The sequence below is a fragment of the Minwuia thermotolerans genome (genome assembly GCF_002924445.1).
Taxonomy (GTDB): domain Bacteria; phylum Pseudomonadota; class Alphaproteobacteria; order Minwuiales; family Minwuiaceae; genus Minwuia; species Minwuia thermotolerans.
In genome coordinates, this window is the sequence record NZ_PIGG01000022.1 from 1 (window position 1) to 21539 (window position 21539).

At 64.9% G+C, this 21539-nt stretch carries 19 protein-coding genes and 1 tRNA gene; 14 read left to right on the top strand and 6 right to left on the bottom strand.

What is annotated here, in order from left to right:
• From CWC60_RS04480 to hsdR, 4 genes are all read left to right on the top strand, one after another.
• Positions 1-512: integrase core domain-containing protein (locus CWC60_RS04480; RefSeq protein ID WP_164516361.1), on the top strand; the 512-nt coding region annotated here is incomplete at its 5' end.
• 311 nt (positions 513-823) lie between these two features.
• Complete coding sequence (locus CWC60_RS04485) at positions 824-3487, top strand: ATP-binding domain-containing protein (protein ID WP_109792806.1); 2664 nt, start codon at positions 824-826, stop codon at positions 3485-3487.
• 490 nt (positions 3488-3977) lie between these two features.
• Positions 3978-4667 (top strand): 8-oxoguanine DNA glycosylase OGG fold protein, encoded by a 690-nt coding sequence (locus tag CWC60_RS04495; protein ID WP_109792808.1) that lies wholly within the window; start codon positions 3978-3980, stop codon positions 4665-4667.
• Entirely contained in the window at positions 4660-6975 is a 2316-nt protein-coding gene (gene hsdR / locus CWC60_RS04500) for an EcoAI/FtnUII family type I restriction enzme subunit R (RefSeq protein ID WP_109792809.1), read from the top strand. The genes CWC60_RS04495 and hsdR overlap by 8 nt, the downstream gene beginning before the upstream one ends.
• A 124-nt stretch (positions 6976-7099) precedes the next feature.
• Here hsdR and CWC60_RS04505 read toward each other — a convergent pair.
• Positions 7100-7175, bottom strand: a tRNA-Phe gene (locus CWC60_RS04505).
• Between the two features lie 159 nt (positions 7176-7334).
• Here CWC60_RS04505 and infA point away from each other — a divergent pair.
• The 8 genes from infA (at position 7335) to CWC60_RS04545 (ending at position 14086) form a co-directional block, all read left to right on the top strand.
• Complete coding sequence (gene infA / locus CWC60_RS04510; protein WP_109792810.1) at positions 7335-7553, top strand: translation initiation factor IF-1; 219 nt, start codon at positions 7335-7337, stop codon at positions 7551-7553.
• Between the two features lie 21 nt (positions 7554-7574).
• Entirely contained in the window at positions 7575-8165 is a 591-nt protein-coding gene (locus tag CWC60_RS04515) for a Maf family protein (protein WP_109792811.1), read from the top strand.
• The gene (locus tag CWC60_RS04520) at positions 8158-9546 is read left to right on the top strand and encodes a ribonuclease E/G (protein ID WP_164516362.1); all 1389 of its coding nucleotides are present in this window, start codon (positions 8158-8160) and stop codon (positions 9544-9546) included. The genes CWC60_RS04515 and CWC60_RS04520 overlap by 8 nt, the downstream gene beginning before the upstream one ends.
• 4 nt (positions 9547-9550) lie before the next feature.
• Positions 9551-9745, top strand: coding sequence for a DNA gyrase inhibitor YacG (gene yacG, locus CWC60_RS04525; protein WP_109792813.1), 195 nt, complete (start codon positions 9551-9553; stop codon positions 9743-9745).
• A gap of 29 nt (positions 9746-9774) precedes the next feature.
• Positions 9775-10548, top strand: a complete 774-nt coding sequence (locus CWC60_RS04530) for an enoyl-CoA hydratase-related protein (RefSeq protein WP_109792814.1) — start codon at positions 9775-9777, stop codon at positions 10546-10548.
• 2 nt (positions 10549-10550) lie between these two features.
• Positions 10551-11639, top strand: coding sequence for an acyl-CoA dehydrogenase family protein (locus CWC60_RS04535; RefSeq protein WP_164516363.1), 1089 nt, complete (start codon positions 10551-10553; stop codon positions 11637-11639).
• A gap of 17 nt (positions 11640-11656) precedes the next feature.
• Complete coding sequence (locus tag CWC60_RS04540) at positions 11657-13051, top strand: MFS transporter (RefSeq protein WP_125182721.1); 1395 nt, start codon at positions 11657-11659, stop codon at positions 13049-13051.
• A gap of 90 nt (positions 13052-13141) precedes the next feature.
• A complete protein-coding gene (locus tag CWC60_RS04545) occupies positions 13142-14086 on the top strand; it encodes an AAA family ATPase (RefSeq protein WP_109792856.1) in 945 nt (314 codons plus the stop codon).
• Between the two features lie 227 nt (positions 14087-14313).
• Here the strand turns inward: CWC60_RS04545 and CWC60_RS04550 are convergent, their stop codons facing one another.
• The 5 genes from CWC60_RS04550 to aspS form a co-directional block, all read right to left on the bottom strand.
• Positions 14314-14733 carry an EVE domain-containing protein gene (locus tag CWC60_RS04550; protein ID WP_109792817.1) on the bottom strand — a complete coding sequence of 140 codons (420 nt, stop codon included), beginning with the start codon at positions 14731-14733 and terminating at the stop codon, positions 14314-14316.
• Positions 14733-15632 carry a 3-hydroxyisobutyrate dehydrogenase gene (mmsB, locus tag CWC60_RS04555; RefSeq protein WP_109792818.1) on the bottom strand — a complete coding sequence of 300 codons (900 nt, stop codon included), beginning with the start codon at positions 15630-15632 and terminating at the stop codon, positions 14733-14735. Before mmsB ends, CWC60_RS04550 begins: the two co-directional genes overlap by 1 nt.
• A 39-nt stretch (positions 15633-15671) precedes the next feature.
• Positions 15672-16292, bottom strand: coding sequence for a pyridoxamine 5'-phosphate oxidase family protein (locus CWC60_RS04560; protein WP_109792819.1), 621 nt, complete (start codon positions 16290-16292; stop codon positions 15672-15674).
• A gap of 25 nt (positions 16293-16317) precedes the next feature.
• Positions 16318-17541 (bottom strand): MFS transporter, encoded by a 1224-nt coding sequence (locus tag CWC60_RS04565; protein ID WP_164516364.1) that lies wholly within the window; start codon positions 17539-17541, stop codon positions 16318-16320.
• A gap of 160 nt (positions 17542-17701) precedes the next feature.
• The gene (gene aspS, locus CWC60_RS04570; protein ID WP_109792857.1) at positions 17702-19489 is read right to left on the bottom strand and encodes an aspartate--tRNA ligase; all 1788 of its coding nucleotides are present in this window, start codon (positions 19487-19489) and stop codon (positions 17702-17704) included.
• 119 nt (positions 19490-19608) lie between these two features.
• Between aspS and rnd the strand changes: the two genes are divergently transcribed.
• Together rnd and CWC60_RS04580 are read left to right on the top strand one after the other, a co-directional pair.
• Positions 19609-20778, top strand: coding sequence for a ribonuclease D (gene rnd / locus CWC60_RS04575; RefSeq protein ID WP_109792821.1), 1170 nt, complete (start codon positions 19609-19611; stop codon positions 20776-20778).
• Positions 20775-21533 carry a sulfite exporter TauE/SafE family protein gene (locus tag CWC60_RS04580; protein ID WP_109792822.1) on the top strand — a complete coding sequence of 253 codons (759 nt, stop codon included), beginning with the start codon at positions 20775-20777 and terminating at the stop codon, positions 21531-21533. Before rnd ends, CWC60_RS04580 begins: the two co-directional genes overlap by 4 nt.
• Positions 21534-21539 lie beyond the last annotated feature (6 nt).

Here is a 21539-nt window from a genome sequence, read left to right on the forward strand (position 1 = left end):
TGAGCACGATCCTCGACGACTACAGCCGCTACATCGTCGCCTGGAAACTCTGCACCACGATGAAAGCCGGCGATGTCACAGACACGCTTGAGCTGGCGCTCGAGGCGTCGGGCTGTGATACGGCAACCGTTGGACACCGACCACGGCTGCTCAGCGACAACGGCTCGTCGTACATCTCCCACGACCTGGCGGACTGGCTCGGCGAGCGCAGCATGGAACATGTCCGTGGCGCCCCGAACCACCCGCAGACCCAGGGCAAGATCGAGCGCTGGCACCAGACCCTCAAGAACCGCATCCTGCTCGAGAACTACTATCTGCCGGGTGCCCTCGAGCAGGCCGTCGAAGCCTTCGTCGAGCATTACAACCACCGCCGATACCACGAGAGCATCGGCAATCTCACCCCGGCCGACGTCTATCTCGGGCGCGGCCAGGACACGCTCCGGGAAAGGAGGAAGATCAAGGAGCAGACCCTGAAACAGCGCCGCTTGCTCAACCAGAGACAGGCCGCGTAGAATCGAAACCGATGAGCCAGATCCTCCAAAGGCACATCACGTCAAGACGCCCATTTTATCTGACGACGGACACCTGACGACGGCGTGGCCCGGTGATCCGGTTCAGCATCATTCGGGTGCAAGAGCCTGAAAGAGCCGGCGGACATAGCAGCATGGCGCCTCATATTCTGAGGCGACGGTGCCCGCGTGGTACACGTGGAAAGTGTGGGCTTCAGCGGTTATCGTTTTCCGCTGACGATCCGGGCAGCCTGAACGGCGAGATCCCAGCACAGGGCCGGCAAGTCGTCGCCATAGGGGGGATTATGTCTGACATGCAGGAAACCGAGGCGCAGATCCGCCCTGTTGCGGATGAGTGCCTGACCACGTTTGCGAAGGTGGCTGACGCAGCAAGCTTGAAGCTGCAGGACCTTCGGGCCCGTAGTGGTCCCGAAGCGGTCGTGAGAAACACCTGGAATGAGACGGCCGGTGTCGACAACCACCGAAGGCTGACAAGGGAAATCGACGGCGAATACAGGTCATTGGCCGCCGAGCCTGCGATCGCAAGGGTGCTCGTGGTCGATGAGGACGGCCAGGAAGCGATTTACTACTTCGCCCGCGCAGCGGCGCCGCCAGTGACCGATGAACGGTTGAAGTTCGCCAGTTATCGGTCGCCAGTTGGGCGCCTCGCGGAACTGGATGTCGGCGAGACGTTTCTTGTGACAAGGGGTGGCGAAGACGTATTCCTGGAAGTCGTTGAGCGAGCCCGTTTTCAGCCGTTCCTGTCGAATCAGGAATGGGATGGCCGCAATGCAGTGCTTGAAGGAGAAGCCTACGGCCCAGTGACTGTCGATTCGCTCCGCGCTCTTCTGGAGACAGCTGACCGGATCGACGAAACCGCGCTGGATGCCTTGCTCAGTGAGGAAAGCGACGCCGCAAACGTTCGCGATGGCGTGCGGCGCGGCGTCGTTCTGAGAATGGGCCTCCGGGACCAGCCGGTCCTCGATCGGTACCAGGGCGAAATCTTTCGTATGCCGCTGAGAAGCCGCCTCCTGATCCTCGGCGCGCCGGGGACGGGCAAGACAACGACACTGATCCGCCGCCTGGGCCAGAAGCTTGATGTCGTCCATCTGGATGAAGATGAGCGGCGGGAAATCCGGAGTTCGGAAGAGGAGCATGCGCATAGCTGGATCATGTTCACGCCGACCGAGTTGCTCCGGCTCTATGTGAAGGAGGCTTTCAACAGGGAAGACATTCCGGCCCCGGATGACCGCATCCGTACCTGGACCGAACTTCGCGGAGACCTGGCCCGGAACCACTTCAGGTTCCTGCGCTCGCCGACGAACCGCAGTCCACTCGTTATGAAAAATGATGCACCAACGCTCGCAGACAAGCTGGAGCTCGATCAGCGCGCATGGTTCGAAGATTTCGATCAATGGCAGCGCGTGACCTTCTGGGAAGAGCTCCGGGATGCGGCGAAAAACCTGAGTGAGCACCCATCTGCTGATGTTGCCAGTCTGGGCCGCAGGGTCCGAACCATTGTCGACGCAGTGCGCATGCCTCAGGCTGGCGCCTTCGTATCCCTGATGCCCGTGGCCAGCGACATCGGTGCGCTGGTTGCAGACATGAAGGCCCTGACGGATGGCAAGATCCGCGGCGCGTTGAACCTTCAGGTCAATCGGGACAGGGAGTTTCTTGATGATATGGCTTCGTTCATCTCGGAACTGAAAGAGCTTCCCGATGATGACATCGATCAGGATGCCGACGAAGACGAGGACGAAAATCAGCCGCCCGTCGGCCGAGCCGCCGCGATGGCGGCCTATCTGCGGTCGATGCGTTCTCTCGCTCGCGCCCGAGCCAGGAAAAGGAATGTTTCCAGAAGGGGCCCGACAGGTCGTCTGATCGAGTGGCTGGGTGACCGAACCATGTCGGACGAAGACCTGCAGGAAGTCGGCGCCAGCCTTCTTGTCCAGACCGCACTTCGGTCATTTACCAATCCCGTTCGCCGCTATGTCGACAGGATCCCGGCGCGGTACCGCCGTTTTCGGCGGACCCGCCAGGGTGAAGGCAGATGGTATCAGGCAGACGGCTTTGCACTGACCGACATCCATCCTCACGAAGTTGACGTGATCCTGCTCTCGATGATGCGGGCCACCAATGAATTGGTCACCGGGGCGCGCAGTCTGATCGATATGGAAACATCGGCGCGCCCGACCCTTGAGCGCATGACGCAGCTTTACCGGACCCAGGTGCTTGTTGACGAAGCGACCGACTTCTCTCCGATCCAGCTGGCGTGCATGGCAAGTCTCGCCCGCCCGGACACCCGCTCGTTTTTCGCATGTGGCGATTTCAATCAGCGTGTGACGAGTTGGGGGGCCCGATCGGATGAGGACATGAAGTGGGTGCTGCCGGATCTGAATACTCGCAGGGTCACGGTGGCGTACCGGCAAAGCCAGCAACTTCACAACCTTGCGCGGCAACTGGTGGCGGTCTCAGGTGGCAGTGAGGACGATGCAGTCCTGCCGGATTTCGCCGACAACGAGGGTGTTCGCCCGGTTCTGGCCAGGGGACTGGAAAACAATCAAGACATCGCGTCATGGCTGGCCCAGCGTATTGCCGAGATCGACGCCAATTTTGACGATCTGCCGTCCATCGCGGTTCTCGTGAACACCGAAGATGCAGTGCGGCCAGTTTCCGATGCATTGGGTGATGTGCTTGCGGACTACAATATCAGTGTCGAGGCCTGTCACGACGGGAGGATCAAGGGCCGTGATGGTGCTGTCCGTGTATTCCATGTCGAACATATCAAGGGGCTTGAGTTCGAGGCCGTCTTCTTCGTCAGCATCGACGAGCTCGCGAAGGCCCTGCCGGGCCTGTTCGACAAGTATCTCTATGTCGGCGCGACGCGCGCGGCCACGTATCTGGGCATGACCTGCAGGGATGACCTGCCGGCGAGCATGGCGCCTCTCGAAGGGCTTTTCGGAGAGGACTGGTCGTGAACCCCGGTCTGAGCGACCCGGATCGGGTGGTCGCGGTGGTGTCAACGGCTTTGCCCGACCTTTCTGCCGCGGCCACGCTGCCGGGGCACTGATGCACAGAAAGGAGACTCGATGGTGAGGGCCTCCAAGCGCCGACCCGGCGATATCAACAGAAATGAACAGATACTGATTGCCCGTACCGACCGACCGGGCACAGATCACCTGCAATATGTCTGGGTCTTGGTATGTGCGCGTCGCACGAAAAAGGGAGAACTTTGCGGTCACCGTTACGGCGCCAACGGTTCCGACTTCCATCATCGGAAATGTCCTAAGTGCCAGGGTGGCGCATCGGGTTTGGAGATCGAGAGCCTAGTTTGATCGTCAAGGTCGGGTCAGGGGGCAAGGATCATCTGAAATGTCTGCAAGTTGGAGTGAGAAGCACCTCGACGAGTTTAGGAATTGCTTGCCGGGGTCATTGAGTGATCGTCTTGGTGCAAAGGTCCCGGCGAACATGGCGACTGCGGTCGGTGTGGGCACGCCGCCGCCCGATGAGCCTCTATTCGAAAGTTTGGACGTCAAGCAGGACTACGAGAGGGTTCTCGAGTTCTCTTCCTCGCGAGCTACCCCTATTGATTGGGCGGCTGTCTCGATCTTTTCCTGGGGCGGGATGCACATGGAGAATGCGCGACGAATCCTCGGGGAGCGGAGCAAAGGGTGGCTCTCGGTCTGCGAGAATATCAGGGATGGCAAACTCAACCGCGTAGAAGCCTACCGTGCTTTTCAGGAACTCCGCAGAAAGCGCAACGGCCAGTCCCGATTGCCTGGCGTTGGGCCGGCATATTGGACGAAGCTCATTCACTTCCTGATGCCCCGGGACCGCCCAGAAATCCCGCCCGGCTACATTCTTGATCAATGGGCCGGCGCCAGCATCAACATGATTTGCAAACGAGATGTGGTCAGAATTAATCGGCACTCGGTGTGGCTCTGGAAAAGTCGGATACAGCGCGCCGAGTTGAAACATTCGGCTGTCGTCTCAGAGCTGACGTCCGCTGACGAGTACGAAGAATTTTGCAGGCAGATCGAAGGTGTCGCCAGCCATTTGCGCTGCTCCACAGAGGAAGTGGATTGTGCCTTCATGTCGGGAAAGAGGGGTCCCTGGCGCGACTATCTGAGAACAAACTATCTTGCCTCCCATGGATGAAACCGAGGCCGATACCCGGGCGGAACGAATAGACCCCGTCTTGACGGCTGCCGGCTGGGGCCAAGGCGGTTCGAAGGTCAGGCGGGAGGTCATTTGTCCCGGGCGCATTCAGTCGGGCGGCAAGCGGGGCAAGGGGCTCTCTGCTGATTATGTGCTGATCCACAAGGGGCAGAAGCTCGCGGTGCTTGAAGCCAAGCGCGCCGGCGTCAGCCACCGCAATGGCGTCGGCCAAGCCAAGGACTATGCCACGCGGCTCGGATCGCGCTTCGCCTACGCTTCGAATGGACTGAAGTGGTACCAGATCGACATGGCCACAGGGGCCGAGGGCGAGTTGGATCTGCCCTTCCCGACGCCCGACGAACTATGGGACCGGACCTTTGCTGACCAAAACGAATGGCGTGAGCGGTTCGGCGCGGTCGACTTCGAGACCGATGGCGGCAAGTGGGAGCTGCGATACTACCAGCACAAGGCGATCACGGCCGCACTGGAGGCAATTGCCAAAGGTGATCGGCGTGTTCTGCTAACCCTTGCGACCGGAACAGGCAAGACGTCGATCGCCTTCCAGATAGCGTGGAAGCTCTTCCAGGCGAAGTGGAACCTGTCCGGTGAGCCGGTGCGCCGTCCTCGCATCCTGTTCCTTGCCGACAGGAACATTCTCGCCGATCAGGCCTACAACGCCTTCTCGGCCTTCCCGAACGACGCAGTGACCCGGATAGACCCCGGCACGATCCGCAAGAATGGTGGGAAGCCGCCCAGAAACGCGAGCCTGTTCTTCACGATCTTCCAGACCTTCATGACCGGAGAAGACGAGCCGGTCTACATGCAATATCCGGCCGACTTCTTCGACTTCATCGTGATCGATGAATGCCATCGGGGCGGAGCCAAGGACGAAAGCGAGTGGCGCCGGTTGTTGGAATATTTCGAGCCAGCCGTCCAGCTAGGGCTTACCGCAACGCCCCGACGAAAGCACAATGCCGACACATACGCCTATTTCGGTGAACCGGTTTACACCTATGCCCTGCGCGATGGGATCGAAGATGGCTTCCTGACCCCTTTCAAGGTGCGGCAAATGGCCAGCACTATCGACGAATATGTGTATGACGGCACCGACGAGCTGGTCGCCGGCGAAGTGGAAGATGGCGAGACCTTCACCGAAAGCGATTTCAACACCCGCATCATCATCGAGGAGCGGGAACTGAGCCGTGTGAAGGAGTTCATGCGGCAGATGGATCAGCGGCAGAAGACGCTGGTCTTCTGCGCCACCCAGGATCACGCTGCACTGGTCAGGGATCTGATCAATCAGGTCAAGGACAGCACCAATCCGAACTATTGCCACCGAGTGACGGCCGACGATGGTGCAGTTGGCGAACAGCATCTGCGTGATTTCCAGGACAATGACAAGACGATCCCGACTGTCCTGACGACTTCCCAGAAGCTGTCCACGGGGGTGGATGCCCGTAACATCCGCCATATCGTGCTGATGCGTCCGATCCGCTCCATGATCGAGTTCAAGCAGATCATTGGGCGAGGGACGCGTACATATGAAGGCAAGGACTTCTTCACGATCTGGGATTTCGTGAAGGCGCATGAGAATTTCCGGGATCCGGATTGGGACGGCGAGCCCCTCGCTCCGGAACCGCCTCGTCCGGGCCCAAGTGAACCACCGCCGGAGCCGGATGATTCACCGGACGAACCCGGCGAAGGTGGTGACGGCGAGGATGAGCCGACGGAGAAGATCAGAATCACGCTGTCAGACGGCACAACGCGATCGATTCAGTACATCGCGACGACGACCTACTGGAGCCCTGAGGGCAAACCGATTTCGGCACAGGAGTTCATGCAGAGGCTGTTCGGCGACCTGTCAGGCCTGATCACGGACGAAGACCATTTGCGGAAAGTCTGGAGTGACCCTGACAGCCGTCAAACTTTCCTGATCCAGCTGTCGGAACGTGGTTACGACGCTGATCGGCTCGATGATATTCGCAGGCTGGTCGATGCACCCGATAGCGATCTGTTCGATGTGTTGGGCTATGTGCTCTTCACCAACAGCCCCAAGACCCGAGAAGATCGTGCAGCGAAGGTTAAGGCTGAAGGCTTGGGCACCGTTCAAGATGATCTGAAAGATCTCCTGATCCGGATACTCGATGCCTATCGGGACAAGGGCGAAGGTGAACTGGCAACCACAAAGCTGGGTCAGTTTCTGATCGCCAGGTATGGAAGCGTTGGTGAAGCCAAGGTGAAGCTCGGCGGTCTGCCCAGAATCAGCGACGCTTTCCGAGACATGCAGGGCGATCTTTACCGTTTCTGACGGCGGAGCCGCAGTGGGCTCAATGGTGGAGAGGCTACGACTTCGCCCAAGGGGATTAATAGGGGGATTGGATTGATGAGATCTCCCAAAAATCCATATTTTTCAAATAGATAGAGTGGTAAAATGGTGCCCAGGGGCGGATTCGAACCACCGACACGCGGATTTTCAGTCCACTGCTCTACCAACTGAGCTACCTGGGCCGGTACCGCCGGAGCCGTGTGGCACCGCCGGTCACGGAGGCTGCGTATAACGGAGGGCGTGGCGGCGCGCAAGGGGCTGATGCGCCGCGGGAGGCTTGATTAAGCGTGTCCGATTGATCATGTTGCGCGCCAATGATCGAATAGGGAACTTGGTGCGGAATGGCGAAAGAGGAACTTCTGGAGTTCGAGGGTCACGTGGTGGAACTGCTGCCCAACGCGATGTTCCGGGTGCAGCTCGAAAACGAACACGAGGTGCTGGCGCACACGTCCGGGAAGATGCGCAAGAACCGCATCCGCGTGCTGGCCGGCGACCGGGTGATGGTCGAGATGACGCCATATGACCTGAGCAAGGGCCGCATCACCTATCGCTTCAAATAGCGCGCCGGGAGCGGGACCGGCGTGCCGCGCCTGATCCTGGCCTCCGCCTCGCCGAGGCGGCGTGACCTGCTTCGCCAGATCGGCATCGTGCCCGACGGAATCTTTCCAGCCGACATCGACGAATCCCCCTATCGCGGCGAGCTTCCCCACCGGCTGGCGCTCAGGCTGGCCGAGGAGAAGGCGCGCGCGGTCGCGCCTGCCCATGCGGGCGATTTCGTGCTGGCGGCGGATACCGTCGTCGGCTGCGGGCGGCGCATTCTCCCCAAGCCGACTTCGGAAGCCGAGGCGCGGCGTTGTCTCGACCTGCTCTCGGGCCGCCGTCACCGCGTGACCACGGGGCTGGCCCTGATCCGCCCGTCGGGCGAGATGTCCAGCCGTCGGGTCACAACGATCGTGACGTTCAAACGCCTGACCCGGGCCGAGCGGGAGGCGTATATCGCCTCCGGCGAGTGGGAGGGGAAGGCCGGCGGCTACGCCATCCAGGGCATGGCCGACGCCTTCGTCCGACAGATCAACGGTTCCTGGTCGAATGTGGTCGGCCTGCCGCTTCACGACTGCGCGGCGCTGCTTGCGGGCGCCGGCTATCCTGTCTGGAGCGGGCGGGATGGATAGAGGCCTTTTCATCGACCGGGGACCGCTGGAGACCCGGGCCGCACTGATCGAGCAGTCCCGCATCGCCGAGATTCACATCGAAAGCTCGGAGCCCGGGCCGGGTCGGCCGGGAGAGATCCGGAAGGGCCGTGTCACGCATGTCTCCGGCGAGCTGCAGGCGGCGACGGTCGACGCGGGCGAGGGGCTGAGCCTTTTCGTGCGCGCGGCGGATGCGCGGGTGCTGGCGGCCGACGACGCCGGCGCCAGGAAGCTGCCCATCGCGAAACTGGTGCGGCGCGGCCAGGACCTTCTGTTGCAGACCGGCCGAGAGGGACTCGACGGCAAGCAGGGCCGGGCCAGCGCCGACATCGCCCTGCACGGCCGCTATCTCAGTATCCATCCGCTGCGCGAGGGCCTCGACTTCCCGAAGGCCGTCGCCGATCACGACCTGCGCGAGACGCTCGGTGCGGCGCTGACAGATGCCGGCGATGCGGGCCGGATACTGGTGCACCCGGCGGCGTCGCAGGTCGAAATTGACGTGGTGCTGGCCGAGCTGCGTCGCCTGCAGGGCGAATGGGCCGATATCCGGGCGTCGGCGCCGAAGGGACCGGCGCTGATGCGTCCCGCGCCCGACCTGATCGAGCAGGCCTTCGTTCGCCTTGCCGGCCCGTCGCCGGAGGCGGTCCTGACGCCGGACCGCGGCCTGCTGGCCGAGTTGCGGCAGCGCGCCAGGGCGCTTGCGCCGGACCTCGCCGACCGGATCGAGCTCTGCGAGGCTTCGCGTTCGCTGGAACTTGACGACGAGATCGATGCCGCGCTCGCGCCGGAAGTCGCCCTGCCGGGCGGCGGACGGCTGACCATCGAGACGACCCGGGCAATGACCACGGTCGATGTCGACGCGCCGGGCGATCCGGTGAAGGCCAACCTCGCCGCCGCCCGGGAACTGGCGCGGCAGCTTCGTCTGCGGCGCATCGGCGGCTTGGTCGCCGTGGATTTCATCTCGCTGCGCGGTGCGCCGGAACGCAGGAAGGTCGAGAAGGCGTTGCGCCTGGCATTTCAGCGCGACCCGGCGCAGGTGGAGATCGGCGGGATCGACCGGTTTTCCATTCTGACGCTGACACGCGGCCGGGATGCCGCGGCGCTTCTGACGCAACTCTGCGAAACGGCGCCGGCGCGGCAGCATCTGCGGCCCGAGGCTGCGCTGGCGCGGGTGCTGCGCCGGATCGAGGCGGAGCTGGCTGGTGTCGGTCCGGTGCCGGTGGCGTTGATGTTGTCGCGGGATCTGGAGGCCGTGGTCGAGGCGCGTCTGTCGGGTGGGCTGGACCGATATCTCGGCCGGCCGGTGCGGCTCGGCTATGACGCGCTGACCGTTGACGAATTCCGCCTCAGCCGCGAAAGATAACCTCATGTCACGCATACCAACGAAAGACTGCCCGATCTGCGGCAAGCCGGCGAGCGAGGCGGCGCGGCCGTTCTGTTCCACGCGTTGCGCCAATGTCGATCTCAACCGCTGGCTGGGCGGCGATTACGTGCTGCCCGGCACTGAGCCCGCCGATCCGGAGGAGATCGTCGAACACATCGAACAGATCACGAAGCACTAGCCGGGTGTCAGCCGCCGGGGGAGGAAACCATGGGCGAATTCACCACCACCGAACAGGACGGCCATGTCCTGACCGTCACCATCAACCGGCCCGAGCGCATGAACGCGCTGCATCCGCCGGCGAATGCCGAGATGGGCGCGATCTTCGACATGTTCGAGGCCAATGACGACCTCTGGATCGCCATCGTCACGGGCGCCGGCGAGCGCGCTTTCTCCGCCGGCAACGACCTGGTCTACCAGGCCGAGGGCAATCCGAAATGGTATGCGCCGATGGGCTTCGGCGGACTGACCAGCCGCCACGACCGCAGGAAGCCGGTGATCGCCGCGGTCAACGGCGTCGCCATGGGCGGCGGCTTCGAGATCGCGCTGGCCTGCGACATCATCGTCGCCTCCGAGAATGCCCGCTTCGCGCTGCCGGAGCCGAAGGTGGGGCTCGCCGCGTTGGCCGGCGGCGTGCACCGTCTGCCGCGGCAGATTCCGTTGAAGCAGGCCATGGGCATGATGCTGACCGGCCGCCACGTGCCGGCGGCGGAAGGCAAGGAACTGGGCTTCGTCACCGAGGTCGTGCCGCAGGGCGAGGCGCTGGCCGGGGCGAAGCGCTGGGCGGAGATGATGCTGGAATGCTCGCCGGTGTCGCTCCGGACCACGCTGGAAGTGGTGCGCCAGGGCCTGGAGCACGCCGACGTCGCCGACGCCATGCTCGACGACTATCCGGCCGTCGAGGCGCTGCGCAATTCCGAGGACTTCATCGAAGGACCGAAGGCCTTCGCGGAGAAGCGCAAGCCGAACTGGAAGGGCCGGTAAGCGTGGACGCGGCGGCCGAGCTGGCGGACTACGCCCGCGAGGTCATCGCGCCGCAGGCCGCCGACCTGATCCGCTCCGATGACTTCCCCTGGCAGATCTGGCAGGAACTGGGCGAGGCGGGCTGGCTCGGCTTCGGCCTGGGGGACTGGGGCGGCATCGACGCCACGCCGGTGGAAATGTTCGATACCGCCGCCGCCTTCGCCGAGGCGGCGGAAGTGGTGGGTCTCTGCTCCTCCTGGATGGGCCATCACATGATCGCCGGCCGCGTCATTGCCGAGTTCGGCAGCGAGGCGCAGAAGGAAGCGTGGCTGCCCGACCTGGCGCAGGGGCGCATCTCTCCCTGTATCGCCATCTCCGAGCCCGGCGCGGGCGCGCATCCGAAGCATCTGAAGACCCGGGCGGAGCGGAGCGCCGAAGGCTGGCGCCTGAACGGCGAGAAGGCATGGCTGACCAACGGGCCGATCGCCGGTGTCTTTGTGGTCGTCGCGATCACCGGAGAAGCGAATGGCCGCAAGAGCTTCGGCGCGTTTCTTGTACCAGAAGATGCGGAAGGGGTCACGCGGACCGAAGGGGTGAAGATCGACTTCCTGAAGCCCTCCGGTCATTGCGGGCTGAAGCTGGATAACGTCGAACTGCCCGGCGAGGCGCTGCTGGCGGAGGCCGGCGACGCGGTGGAAACCGTACTGAAGCGTTTCCGCCGGGTCGAGGACTGCATGGGCCTCGCCATCAAGGCCGGCGGCATGGCGGTCGAGCTGCGGCGGCTGGCGCCGCTGCTGGAGAAGGAACAGGCGGCGGCGCTTGGCGGCCTGGCGGCCGACCGTGACCTCTATCACGCGGCGGCGCGTCAGCTCATGGCAGACTGTGGCGGCGACCCGGCGTCGCCCGAGCACGAGGCGCGGCTGCTGGCGCTGCGCCGGCTCGGCCGGCGCCTCCAGAATGAGGTCAACGCCATGAAGGATGCTGCTGCCCGGGCCGATCCATTTCTCGATCTTCTCGCGCGCGACATGAGCGAAATGGGCAAGATCGCTTTGCGCGTCGATGCCGCCAAGTTGTCGAAACGCGGAGCCGCAATGATCGGAGCCGCGGGGTGAGCGCCGACGCTGGCCGGGTGGGCTGGCGCGAGGTCATCCGTCCCGAATGGATCCCGTCGCTGACGGTGATGCTGGGGGGCATCCTGCTGCACTCCATGAACGTGATGCTGGTGGCGACAGTGTTGCCAAGCATCGTTGAGGAGGTCGGTGGCGCGCCCCTGATGAGCTGGGCCATGAGCGCCTTCCTGGCGTCCTCCATCGTTGCCGCGACATGTACCGGCGCGGTGACGGCCAGGGTGGGCGCCCGTGGCGCATTCGCCCTCGGCGCGGCGATCTTCGGTGTGGCGACGCTGGCCTGCGCGCTCGCGCCGTCGATGCCGGCCTTTGTCGCCGCCCGCGCGGTGCAGGGCCTTGGCGGCGGCGTTCTCGCCGCGGTCTCCTACGTTCTCGTCCGGCAGACGTTCCCTGAACGGCTCTGGCCGCGGGTCTTCGCCCTGCTGGCCGGCGTGTGGGGCATCTCGGTCCTGGTCGGGCCGCTCGTCGGCGGCGTTTTCGCCAGCTTGGGCGACTGGCGCGGGGCGTTCTACACCGTCGCCGGCATCGGTATTGTTCTCAGCCTCGTGGTGCTGCGGGTGTTGCCGCGGCCCCGGCGTGAAGCCTCGGAGGGGGACCGGATCCGGCTCCCGGCGGGCCGGGTGGCGCTGCTCTGCGCCGCCATTGCCGCCATCTCACTGGCCGCCGTCGCGGGTGGTTCCGGTGCGAAGGCCGGCTTCATCGTCATGGCGATCGGGATGTTCGCGGCGATGGTGGCCGTCGACCGGCGTTCGAAGCAGCCATTGCTGCCGAGCGATGCGTTCTCGCCCGTGACGATGACCGGCCTGGCGATCTGGGCGGCGCTGCTGGTTTCCGTCTCCTTCACCGCGATGCCGACCTACGTACCGCTCTTCCTGCAGCGGCTGCACGGTTTCGACCCCCTGTCGGCCGGCTATTCGGTGGCGAGTGCCTCGCTGTCATGGACGCTCACGGCGATATTCGTCTCCGGCGTCTCGGCGGAAGGCCAGCGCAGGCTGATTGTTATCGGTCCATCGTTGATGGCCGTGGGCCTGACGGGCGTCGCGGTTTTCGCGCCGTCCGGTCCGCCGCCCGGGATCATTGCCTCGATGATGGTTGTCGGCTGCGGCATGGGCTCCTGCTGGGCCTTTCTCGCCGGGCGGATGATGAGCGGCGCCCGCGAGGGAGAGGCGGACATCGCTGCCGGCGCCATCGCCACGGTGCAACAATCCGGATTCGCCACCGGTGCGGCCCTCGCCGGGCTGGCCGCCAATGTTGCGGGAATGGCGGGTGGCGACAGCGCCGAAGCCGTGGCGGCCGCCGCGCTCCTGACGCCGGCCGCGCTGGCCTGCATCGCGGCGCTGGGCGCGCTCGCCGCCTTCCGCCTGTCTCTGCTGCCTGACCGGCCCGCCACGGAATGACGCAGCCATGCGCGAAGGCGGCTTTCGCCGTCCGCCCGGGCGGGCTATGACGGGCCCCGCAGATGACACGATGGCGGAAGGGGAGTGTTCGTGAGCGCAGAGTGGCAGGAAAAGCTGTCGGACCCGTCGAAGATCGACAAGGCATTCGACCGGCTGGGATACATCTCCAACGACCGGATCGCGACCGCCGTGTTCCTGGCGCAGCAGCTCACCAAGCCGATCCTGGTGGAGGGTCCTCCCGGCGTCGGCAAGACCGAGCTGGCGATCGCGACCTCCGAAATGCTCGACATCCCGCTGATCCGCCTGCAGTGCTATGAGGGGCTGGACGAGGCCAAGGCGCTCTATGAGTGGAAGTACGGCAAGCAGCTTCTCTACACCCAGGTGCTGAAGGAGAAGCTGGGCGACGTCATGCAGGGCGCGAAATCGCTGCCCGAGGCGATGGGCCAGCTTCACAGCTTCTCCGATGTCTTCTTCAGCCACGACTTCCTGGAGCCCAGGCCGCTGCTGAAGGCGCTGGAGGCGGAGAACGGCGCCGTCCTGCTGATCGACGAGATCGACAAGTCGGATTACGAGTTCGAGGCCTATCTGCTTGAGATACTGTCCGCCTATCAGATCAGCGTGCCCGAGATCGGCGTGATCAAGGCGAAGATCCCGCCGATCGTCTTCCTGACGTCCAACAACACCCGGGAGATGGGCGACGCGCTGAAGCGCCGCTGCCTGCACCTCTACATCCCGTTCCCCGACGAGAAGATGGAGCGCCGCATCGTCGCCGCCCGCGTGCCGGCCGCCGCCGAATCGCTCCGCAAGCAGCTCGTGGCCTTCGTGCATGCCCTGCGGGCCGAGGAACTGAAGAAGGTGCCGGCGATCAGCGAGACCATCGACTGGGCGCGGACGCTGCTTCTGCTCAACGTCAGCGAACTCGACGTCGAGACCGTGCGTCGGACGATCAACGTGCTGCTGAAGTTCCAGGAGGACGTCGAAGCCGTCGACCGCCAGCTCTACAAGTTCGTCAAGCAGGCCAAGGAAGCGGTTTAGAGCGTTACGCTAGTTGATATAATTACTGGGCGTCCTGGGGCTTGACCCCAGGACCCAGTTCTTTGGTTCACTGGGCCCTTGGATCGAGTCCAAGGGCGACAGGTTTGAGTGGCTCTATCAAACATTGGAGCTACAGGCGCACAGGACCTCGGATCAAAGCTTGCCCCGGACAGGATCCGCGGCCCGAGGGCGACAATGTCGAGCGGTTCAATCAACACTGGAACGCTCTAAGGCTCCACCCCGCCCATTTCGCAGATGATCTTCCAGGCGTCCTCGGGGATCGGCATGACCGACAGGCGCGACTGCTTGATCAGCGGCAGGTCGGCGAGACGTTCGTCGTTCTTGATGTCGGCCAGGGTCACCGGCGTCTCGAAGGGCTTCACCGCTTTCACGTCGACCATGCCGAAGCGGCCCTTGGGGTCGGTATGGTCCGGGTAGTATTCCCGGATCACCTCGACGATGCCGACGATCCGCTTCTCGTTGACCGAGTGATAGAAGAAGCCCCGGTCGCCGACCTTCATCGCCTTCATGTTGTTGGAGGCCTGGTAGTTCCGCACGCCGTCCCAGTGCTCGCCCCTGTCGCCGCGCGCGACCTGGTCGTCCCAGCCCCAGGTCCCGGGTTCCGACTTGAACAGCCAGTAGTTCATCAGCCGCCGCTCTTTTCCTGGATCATCCTGATGATGCCGGAGAAATCCTTGCCGCCCTGGTTCATGGCCTCGGCGAAGCGTTCGTAGAGCTCCATCGCCTCGTGGCCCATGTGGGTGTCGACGCCGGACTGCTCGGCCGCCTGCTGGGAGAGACGCAGATCCTTGAGCATGTTCTCCGCCGAAAAGCCGGGCTGGTAGTCCCGGTTGGCGGGGCTGGTGGGCACAGGACCGGGGACCGGGCAGTAGACGTTGATCGACCAGCAGTAGCCCGACGAGGTCGAGACGATGTCGAAGAAGGTCTGGGCGTCGAGACCCAGCTTCTCGGCCAGGGTGAAGGCCTCGCCCGCGGCCAGCATGGAGATGCCCAGCACCATGTTGTTGCAGATCTTGGCGACCTGGCCGTTGCCGGCGCCCCCGGCGTGAACGATCTTGCCGCCCATCACGTCGAGGATCGGTTTCGCCTTCTCGAAGGCCGCCTCCGGGCCGCCGCACATGAAGGTGAGCGTCCCGCCCTCGGCGCCGCCGACGCCGCCGGAGACCGGTGCGTCGATCATCATCATGCCGGCGTCATGGGCGACCTTCGCCACGTCGCGCGCGGTGGCGACGTCGATGGTCGACGAATCGATGAACAGCGTGCCTTCCTCGGCGGCCTGGATCAGGCCGTCCTCGCCCAGATAGACCGCCCGGACATGGTCGCCCTTGGGCAGCATGGTGATGACGATTTCCTTCCGGTCGACGGCGTCCGTCGCCGAGCTGGCGGCCTTGCCGCCGGCGCCCACCACCTTGTCCACGGCGGCGCTGGAGAGGTCGTAGCAGGTCACCTCATGGCCAGCCTTGATGAGGTTGATGGCCATCGGGCCGCCCATGTTGCCGACGCCGACAAATCCGATCTTCGCCATGATCGCTTCCTCCCCTGAAACGCCTGATGCTTGCGGGGCTCAATAAAGCCGATCGCGGTAGGCCTGCTCAAGCAGCTTCTCGGATTCCGCCTCGTCGATCTCCATGCCCACCTGATCGGCGATCATGCGTGACAGGGAGGGGATGGCGCCCTTCTCCGGGCGGTAGTCGTCGTCCCACAGCTTCGAGCGGATGATGCACTTGGCGCAGTGCAGGAAAGTCTGCTCGACGCGGATGACGATGGCCGTGATCGGGTTCTTGCCGTTCACCGCCATGGCCGCCAGGAGCTCCGGATCGGTGGAGATCTCAGCCTTGCCGTTGACGCGGAGCGTCTCGCGGACGCCGGGGATCAGGAAGATCGCCGCGACGTTCGGGTTCTCGAGGATGTTCTGCAGGGTGTCGATGCGGTTGTTCCCCGGCCGGTCGGGGATGGCGATGGTGCTGTCGTCGATGACATGGACGAACCCCGGCGCGTCGCCCTTCGGGCTGACGTCGGCGGTGCCGTCGCCGGCGGCGCTGGACAGCACCAGAAAGGGCGAATGCGCGATGAAGTTGCGCGCGTGCTTTTCCAGCTTCGGGATCGCCTTCTGCGCGGCGCGCGGGCTGACCTTGCCGTAGACGATGCGGAGCTCCTCGGCGGAGGTGATGATGTGCTGGGTCATGACGGGCGCTCCGTAATACAGGTGTTCAACGGGCGATCTTGCGGGCCTTCGGCAGGATCAGCGCCGACAGCGCGACGCCGCCCGCGGCCGCGGCGAGGACGTAGAACAGGGCGTCGAAGCCGAAGGCCTCGTGCACGCCGCCGACCAGCGACGGCACCGCCGCCGCCACCAGCAGGGCGATGACGAACTTCACCGCGAAGACGCGGCCGCGCCAGGCGGCCCTGGTGTGGCGGGTGACGATGGTGTCGTGGATCGGCACCTCGCCCAGGATCAGCAGCAGCGCGGCGAAGCCGACGAAGATCGCCGGCAGGTCGAACAGCACCGCGACGCCGGCCAGCGCCGGCACCTGCAGCAGCGCGATCAGGAACAGGATGCGCCGTGCCGGGAAGCGGTCGACCAGATGGCCGACGACGATCTGCGCGAAACTGGCGACGCCGACGATCAGGGCGACGATGACGCCGATATTGGCGAGGTCGGTGGTCAGGCTGGCCAGCCGCTCGGCGTAGAGCTTGGGCAGGGCGATGGCGACCGAATGGAAGACGATGCCGCCGAACAGGATCGTCAGCGTCAGCGCGAAGGCGACTCGGATCAGGACGGCCTTCGTCAGATCGCTGTCGTGAGGGTCGGCGACCTGCGGCTTCGCCGTCTTCGGCCGGCGGGCGCTGTCGCGGCAGAAGACGATATAGGCCATGCCGGTCACTACGGAGACGATGCCGGGGACGATGAACGCCGTCCGCCAGTCTGCCGTCTGCACCAGGTAGCCGGCGACCAGCGGCGCCGCGGCCACGCCCATGTTGCCCCATACGCCGTTGATGCCGAGCGCCTTGCCGACCTTTTCGCGCCCGTCGACCACCATGGCGATGCCGACGGGATGGTAGATCGAGGCGAACAGGCCGATGGCCCCGAGGCCGAGAGCGATCTGCCAGGTCGAGGTGGCGAGCCCGGTCAGGATCGACGACGCGCCGATGCCGATGAAGAAGACCGTGATCATGCCCTGGCGCGACCAGCGGTCGGCCAGCCAGCCGGCGGGGAGCGAGCCCAGGCCGAACAGCACGAAGGCGGGCGTCGCCAGCTTCAGCAGCTCGCCATAGCTCATGCCGTCCATGCCGACGAGGGCCACCACGACAGTGGCGAAGATCAGCATGAACATGTGGTCGTAGAGATGGCCCAGGTTCAGGAAGAAGAACCCGATCCTGTCCCGCGCCTTCTCGGACGCGCCCGATGCCGGTGCTGCCGCGATCTCGCTCATGGTCTGACCATATATCGCGTTTGCCGCCGCCCGACCACTTGCGCGTGTGTCCGGCATGGGTGGCATGCCGGTACCGCCACCGCTTCGTTATTGCCAGGCTCTTCGGCAGAAGGCGCGCCGGCCGGCCGAGCCATCCCACGCGCGCCAAGTGGAGCCGCTGTTACTTCTTCTCCGGCTCCGGCAGGACCGTGCGGATGTGGAGTTCGCGGAGCTGCTTCGGCGAGACCTCTGCAGGCGCCCCCATCATCAGGTCCTCGGCCTGCTGGTTCATGGGGAAGGCCACGATCTCGCGCAGGTTCGGCTCGTCCAGGATCAGCATGACGATGCGGTCGACGCCCGGCGCGATGCCGCCATGGGGCGGGGCGCCGTAGCGCAGCGCGTTGAGCATCCCCGAGAAATCCTTCTCCACCTGCTCGGCCCGGTAGCCGGCGATCTCGAAGGCCTTCAGCATGATGTCGGGGCGGTGGTTCCGGATCGCGCCCGAAGAGAGTTCCACGCCATTGCAGACCACGTCGTACTGGAACGCCTTGATCTCGAGCGGGTCCATGGTCTCCAGCGCCTCCATGCCGCCCTGGGGCATGGAGAAGGGGTTGTGGGAGAACTCCACCTTCTTCTCGTCCTCGTCCCATTCGAACATGGGAAAGTCGACGATCCAGCAGAACCTGAACTGCTCGCGTTCCAGCAGTTCGAGCTGGTCGCCGAGCCGGGTCCGCGCCTTGCCGGCCAGATTCGCCGCGCCATCGGCCCTGTCGGCGGCGAAGAAGACCGCGTCACCGGCGGAGAGACCGCATTCGGTCCTGATCCGCTCGACGCGTTCCTCGTCCAGGTTCTTGGCGATGGGGCCGCGCGGGCCGTCCTCGCCATAGATGATGTAACCCAGGCCGCCGGCGCCTTCGGAGCGGGCCCAGTCGTTCATCTGGTCGAAGAAGGAGCGGGGTTTCGCCGCCGCGCCCGGCGCGGGAATGGCGCGCACCACAGAGCCGTTCTCCACCGCCTTGGCGAACAGGCCGAAGCCCGAGCCGCGGAAGGCCTCCGTCACGTCGCGGATATCCATGGCGTCGGGCAGGCGCAGGTCGGGCTTGTCGGAACCGTATTTCAGCATCGCCTCGGCATAGGGGATGCGGGGGAAGGGCTTGGTGGTCACCGGCCATTCGGAGAAGGCCTCGAAGGTGCCGGTCAGCACCGGCTCGATGGCCTGGAAGACGTCCTCCTGTTCGACGAAGCTCATTTCCACGTCGAGCTGGTAGAACTCGCCGGGGGACCGGTCGGCGCGGGCGTCCTCGTCGCGGAAGCAGGGCGCGATCTGGAAATAGCGGTCGAAGCCCGAGATCATCAGCAGCTGCTTGAACTGCTGCGGCGCCTGGGGCAGGGCGTAGAACTTGCCCGGATGCAGCCGGCTCGGCACCAGGAAGTCGCGCGCGCCCTCGGGGCTGGAGGCCGTGAGGATCGGCGTCTGGAACTCGAAGAAGCCGCCTTCGGTCATGCGCCGGCGGATGTCGGCGATGATCTTCGCGCGCATGGTGACGTTGCGGTGCATGCGGTCGCGGCGCAGGTCCAGGAAGCGGTAGCGGAGGCGAATGTCCTCCGGATATTCCTGGTCGCCGAAGACCGGCATGGGCAAATCGCCGGTCGCGCTCTGGACCTCGACGTCCTGGATGCGGACCTCGATGTCGCCGGTCGGCAGGTCGGGATTCCGGGTGTCGTCCGAGCGCAGCACGACCTTCCCGGTAATCGTGATGACGCTCTCCGAGCGCGCGTTGTCGACGGTCTCGAAGCCCGGCTCGCCGCTCTCGATCACGCACTGGGTGCGGCCATAATGGTCGCGCAGGTCCACGAACAGCAGGTTGCCGTGATCGCGCTTGCGGTGGATCCAGCCCGACAGGCGGACCGTTTCGGTCTCGTTGGCGCGGCGGAGCTCGCCGCATGTGTGGCTGCGATAGGCGTGCATGTTCTCGACCATGATCGGGAGTGGGCTGGCAATGTGGACGGGAACGAACAGCCGCCGGAGGGGCTTGTCAAGATCAACACTACATTGCGGGGCGCCGAATATGGTAGAGGCTGGGCCAAATGAAGATCATCACCGATACCGAGGCGCTCGGCGCCTATGTCGAGGACCTGGAGGGACAGCCCTTCGTCGCCATCGACACCGAATTCATCCGCGAAAGCACCTACTGGCCGAATCTCTGCCTGGTGCAACTGGCCGGTCCGGCGGACGAAGGCGTCATCGTCGACCCGCTGGCCAAGGGCATCGACCTGAAGCCGCTCTACGACCTGCTCTACGACCAGCGGATCGTGAAGGTGTTCCACGCCGCGCGTCAGGACATCGAGATATTCGTCCACGAGGGCGGGGAGACGCCGACGCCGCTGTTTGACACCCAGGTGGCGGCGATGGTCATGGGCTTCGGGGACTCGATTGCCTACGACGCGCTGGTCCAGCGCATGACGGGCGAGCGGATCGACAAGACAAGCCGCTTCACCGACTGGGCGCGCCGCCCGCTGAGTGACCGGCAGCTTGAATACGCGCTCTCCGACGTGACCCATCTGCGCGTCGTCTACCGCAAGATGCAGGAGGAGCTGGCACGCTCCGGACGGGCCAGCTGGGTCGCCGACGAGATGGCCACGCTGGCGGCGAAGGAGACCTATATCGTCCAGCCGGAGGATGCCTGGCGGCGTCTCAAGGCGCGCTCCAACAAGCCGCGCTTCCTGGCCATGCTGAAGGCCCTGGCCGCCTGGCGGGAGCGGGAGGCGCAGCGCCGCAACCTGCCGCGCAACAGGGTCGTGCGCGACGAATCGATCATGGAGATCGCGGCCGATCCGCCGAAGGACGCCGAGAAACTCGCCCACGTGCGTGGCCTGAACGCGAAGGTCGCGCACGGTCCCTTCGGCGAGGCCATCCTGTCGACGATCCAGGAAGTCCTGAAGCAGCCGAAGGAGCAATGGCCGCAGTTGCCCAGGACGGAGCCGCCGGATCCGGCACTGGCGCCGGTGATCGAGATGTTGAAGGTCCTGCTGAAGCGGCGCTGCGCTACGCACAACGTGGCCCAGAAGCTGGTCTGTCCCTCGGCCGAACTGGAGCGCATCGCCGCCGATGACGACGCCGACGTGCAGGCGCTGAAGGGCTGGCGGCGCGGCGTCTTCGGCGACGCGGCGCTGGACCTGAAACACGGCCGGATCGGCCTGGCCGTCCATAACGGCGAGGTCATCGAGATCACGCCGGCCCCGGACGGCTGGGGATGAACGAACTGGCGGCGCTGGCCGCCGGGTTTCTCACCGCCGACACACTGATGCTGGCGCTGGCCGCGATGGCGGCGGGCTTCGTCCGGGGCTTCTCCGGTTTCGGAGCGGCGATGATCTTCGTGCCGCTGGCCAGCGTGATCGTCGACCCGCCCACGGCCGTGATCGCGCTCTGGATCATGGACAATCTGGTCACCCTGCCGCTGGTGGTGCAGGGGTTCAGGCACTGCGCCTGGGCCGAGATCCGGCCGCTGTTTCTGGGCGCGGTGTTCGGCGCGCCGGCGGGGGTCTGGCTGCTCGCCAATGCGCCGGAGGATCCGCTGCGCTGGACCATCGCCATTCTGGTTCTGGTCGCCGTGGCCGGCCTCGCCAGCGGCTACAGGCGCCGCAAGCCGCTCCACCGGGCAGGCGTCGTGGCCGTCGGCGCAGCCGCAGGCATCGGCGGCGGCCTCGCCGGCCTGACGGGGCCGCCGGTGATCGTATTCTGGGTCGGCAGCGAAACCGCGCCCGCCCAGGTGCGCATGAACACCTTCGCCTTTTTCGGCCTGACCGGGGTGCTGGCCGGGATCGCTCACCTTGTGGCCGGCCTGTTCACGCCGGAGCGGATCATGCTCGCCGCGCTCATCGCGCCGGCCTACGCGGTGGCGATCTATTCGGGCAGCGCCCTGTTCGGTTTCGCCTCCGAGCGGCTGTTCCGCGCCTTCGCGCTGACGCTCTGCACGGTCGCGGCGATATTCGTTCTGCCGCTCTGGCGCTGAAGCGGC

Excerpts from the sequence above, each read along its gene's own strand:
- CWC60_RS04485 (WP_109792806.1), top strand. The coding sequence starts at position 824 with ATGCAGGAAACCGAGGCGCAGATCCGCCCTGTTGCGGATGAGTGCCTG.
- CWC60_RS04495 (WP_109792808.1), top strand. The coding sequence starts at position 3,978 with ATGGCGACTGCGGTCGGTGTGGGCACGCCGCCGCCCGATGAGCCTCTA.
- hsdR (WP_109792809.1), top strand. The coding sequence starts at position 4,660 with ATGGATGAAACCGAGGCCGATACCCGGGCGGAACGAATAGACCCCGTC.
- infA (WP_109792810.1), top strand. The coding sequence starts at position 7,335 with ATGGCGAAAGAGGAACTTCTGGAGTTCGAGGGTCACGTGGTGGAACTG.
- CWC60_RS04520 (WP_164516362.1), top strand. The coding sequence starts at position 8,158 with ATGGATAGAGGCCTTTTCATCGACCGGGGACCGCTGGAGACCCGGGCC.
- yacG (WP_109792813.1), top strand. The coding sequence starts at position 9,551 with ATGTCACGCATACCAACGAAAGACTGCCCGATCTGCGGCAAGCCGGCG.
- CWC60_RS04530 (WP_109792814.1), top strand. The coding sequence starts at position 9,775 with ATGGGCGAATTCACCACCACCGAACAGGACGGCCATGTCCTGACCGTC.
- CWC60_RS04550 (WP_109792817.1), bottom strand. The coding sequence starts at position 14,733 with ATGAACTACTGGCTGTTCAAGTCGGAACCCGGGACCTGGGGCTGGGAC.
- mmsB (WP_109792818.1), bottom strand. The coding sequence starts at position 15,632 with ATGGCGAAGATCGGATTTGTCGGCGTCGGCAACATGGGCGGCCCGATG.
- CWC60_RS04560 (WP_109792819.1), bottom strand. The coding sequence starts at position 16,292 with ATGACCCAGCACATCATCACCTCCGCCGAGGAGCTCCGCATCGTCTAC.
- CWC60_RS04565 (WP_164516364.1), bottom strand. The coding sequence starts at position 17,541 with ATGAGCGAGATCGCGGCAGCACCGGCATCGGGCGCGTCCGAGAAGGCG.
- aspS (WP_109792857.1), bottom strand. The coding sequence starts at position 19,489 with ATGCACGCCTATCGCAGCCACACATGCGGCGAGCTCCGCCGCGCCAAC.
- rnd (WP_109792821.1), top strand. The coding sequence starts at position 19,609 with ATGAAGATCATCACCGATACCGAGGCGCTCGGCGCCTATGTCGAGGAC.
- CWC60_RS04580 (WP_109792822.1), top strand. The coding sequence starts at position 20,775 with ATGAACGAACTGGCGGCGCTGGCCGCCGGGTTTCTCACCGCCGACACA.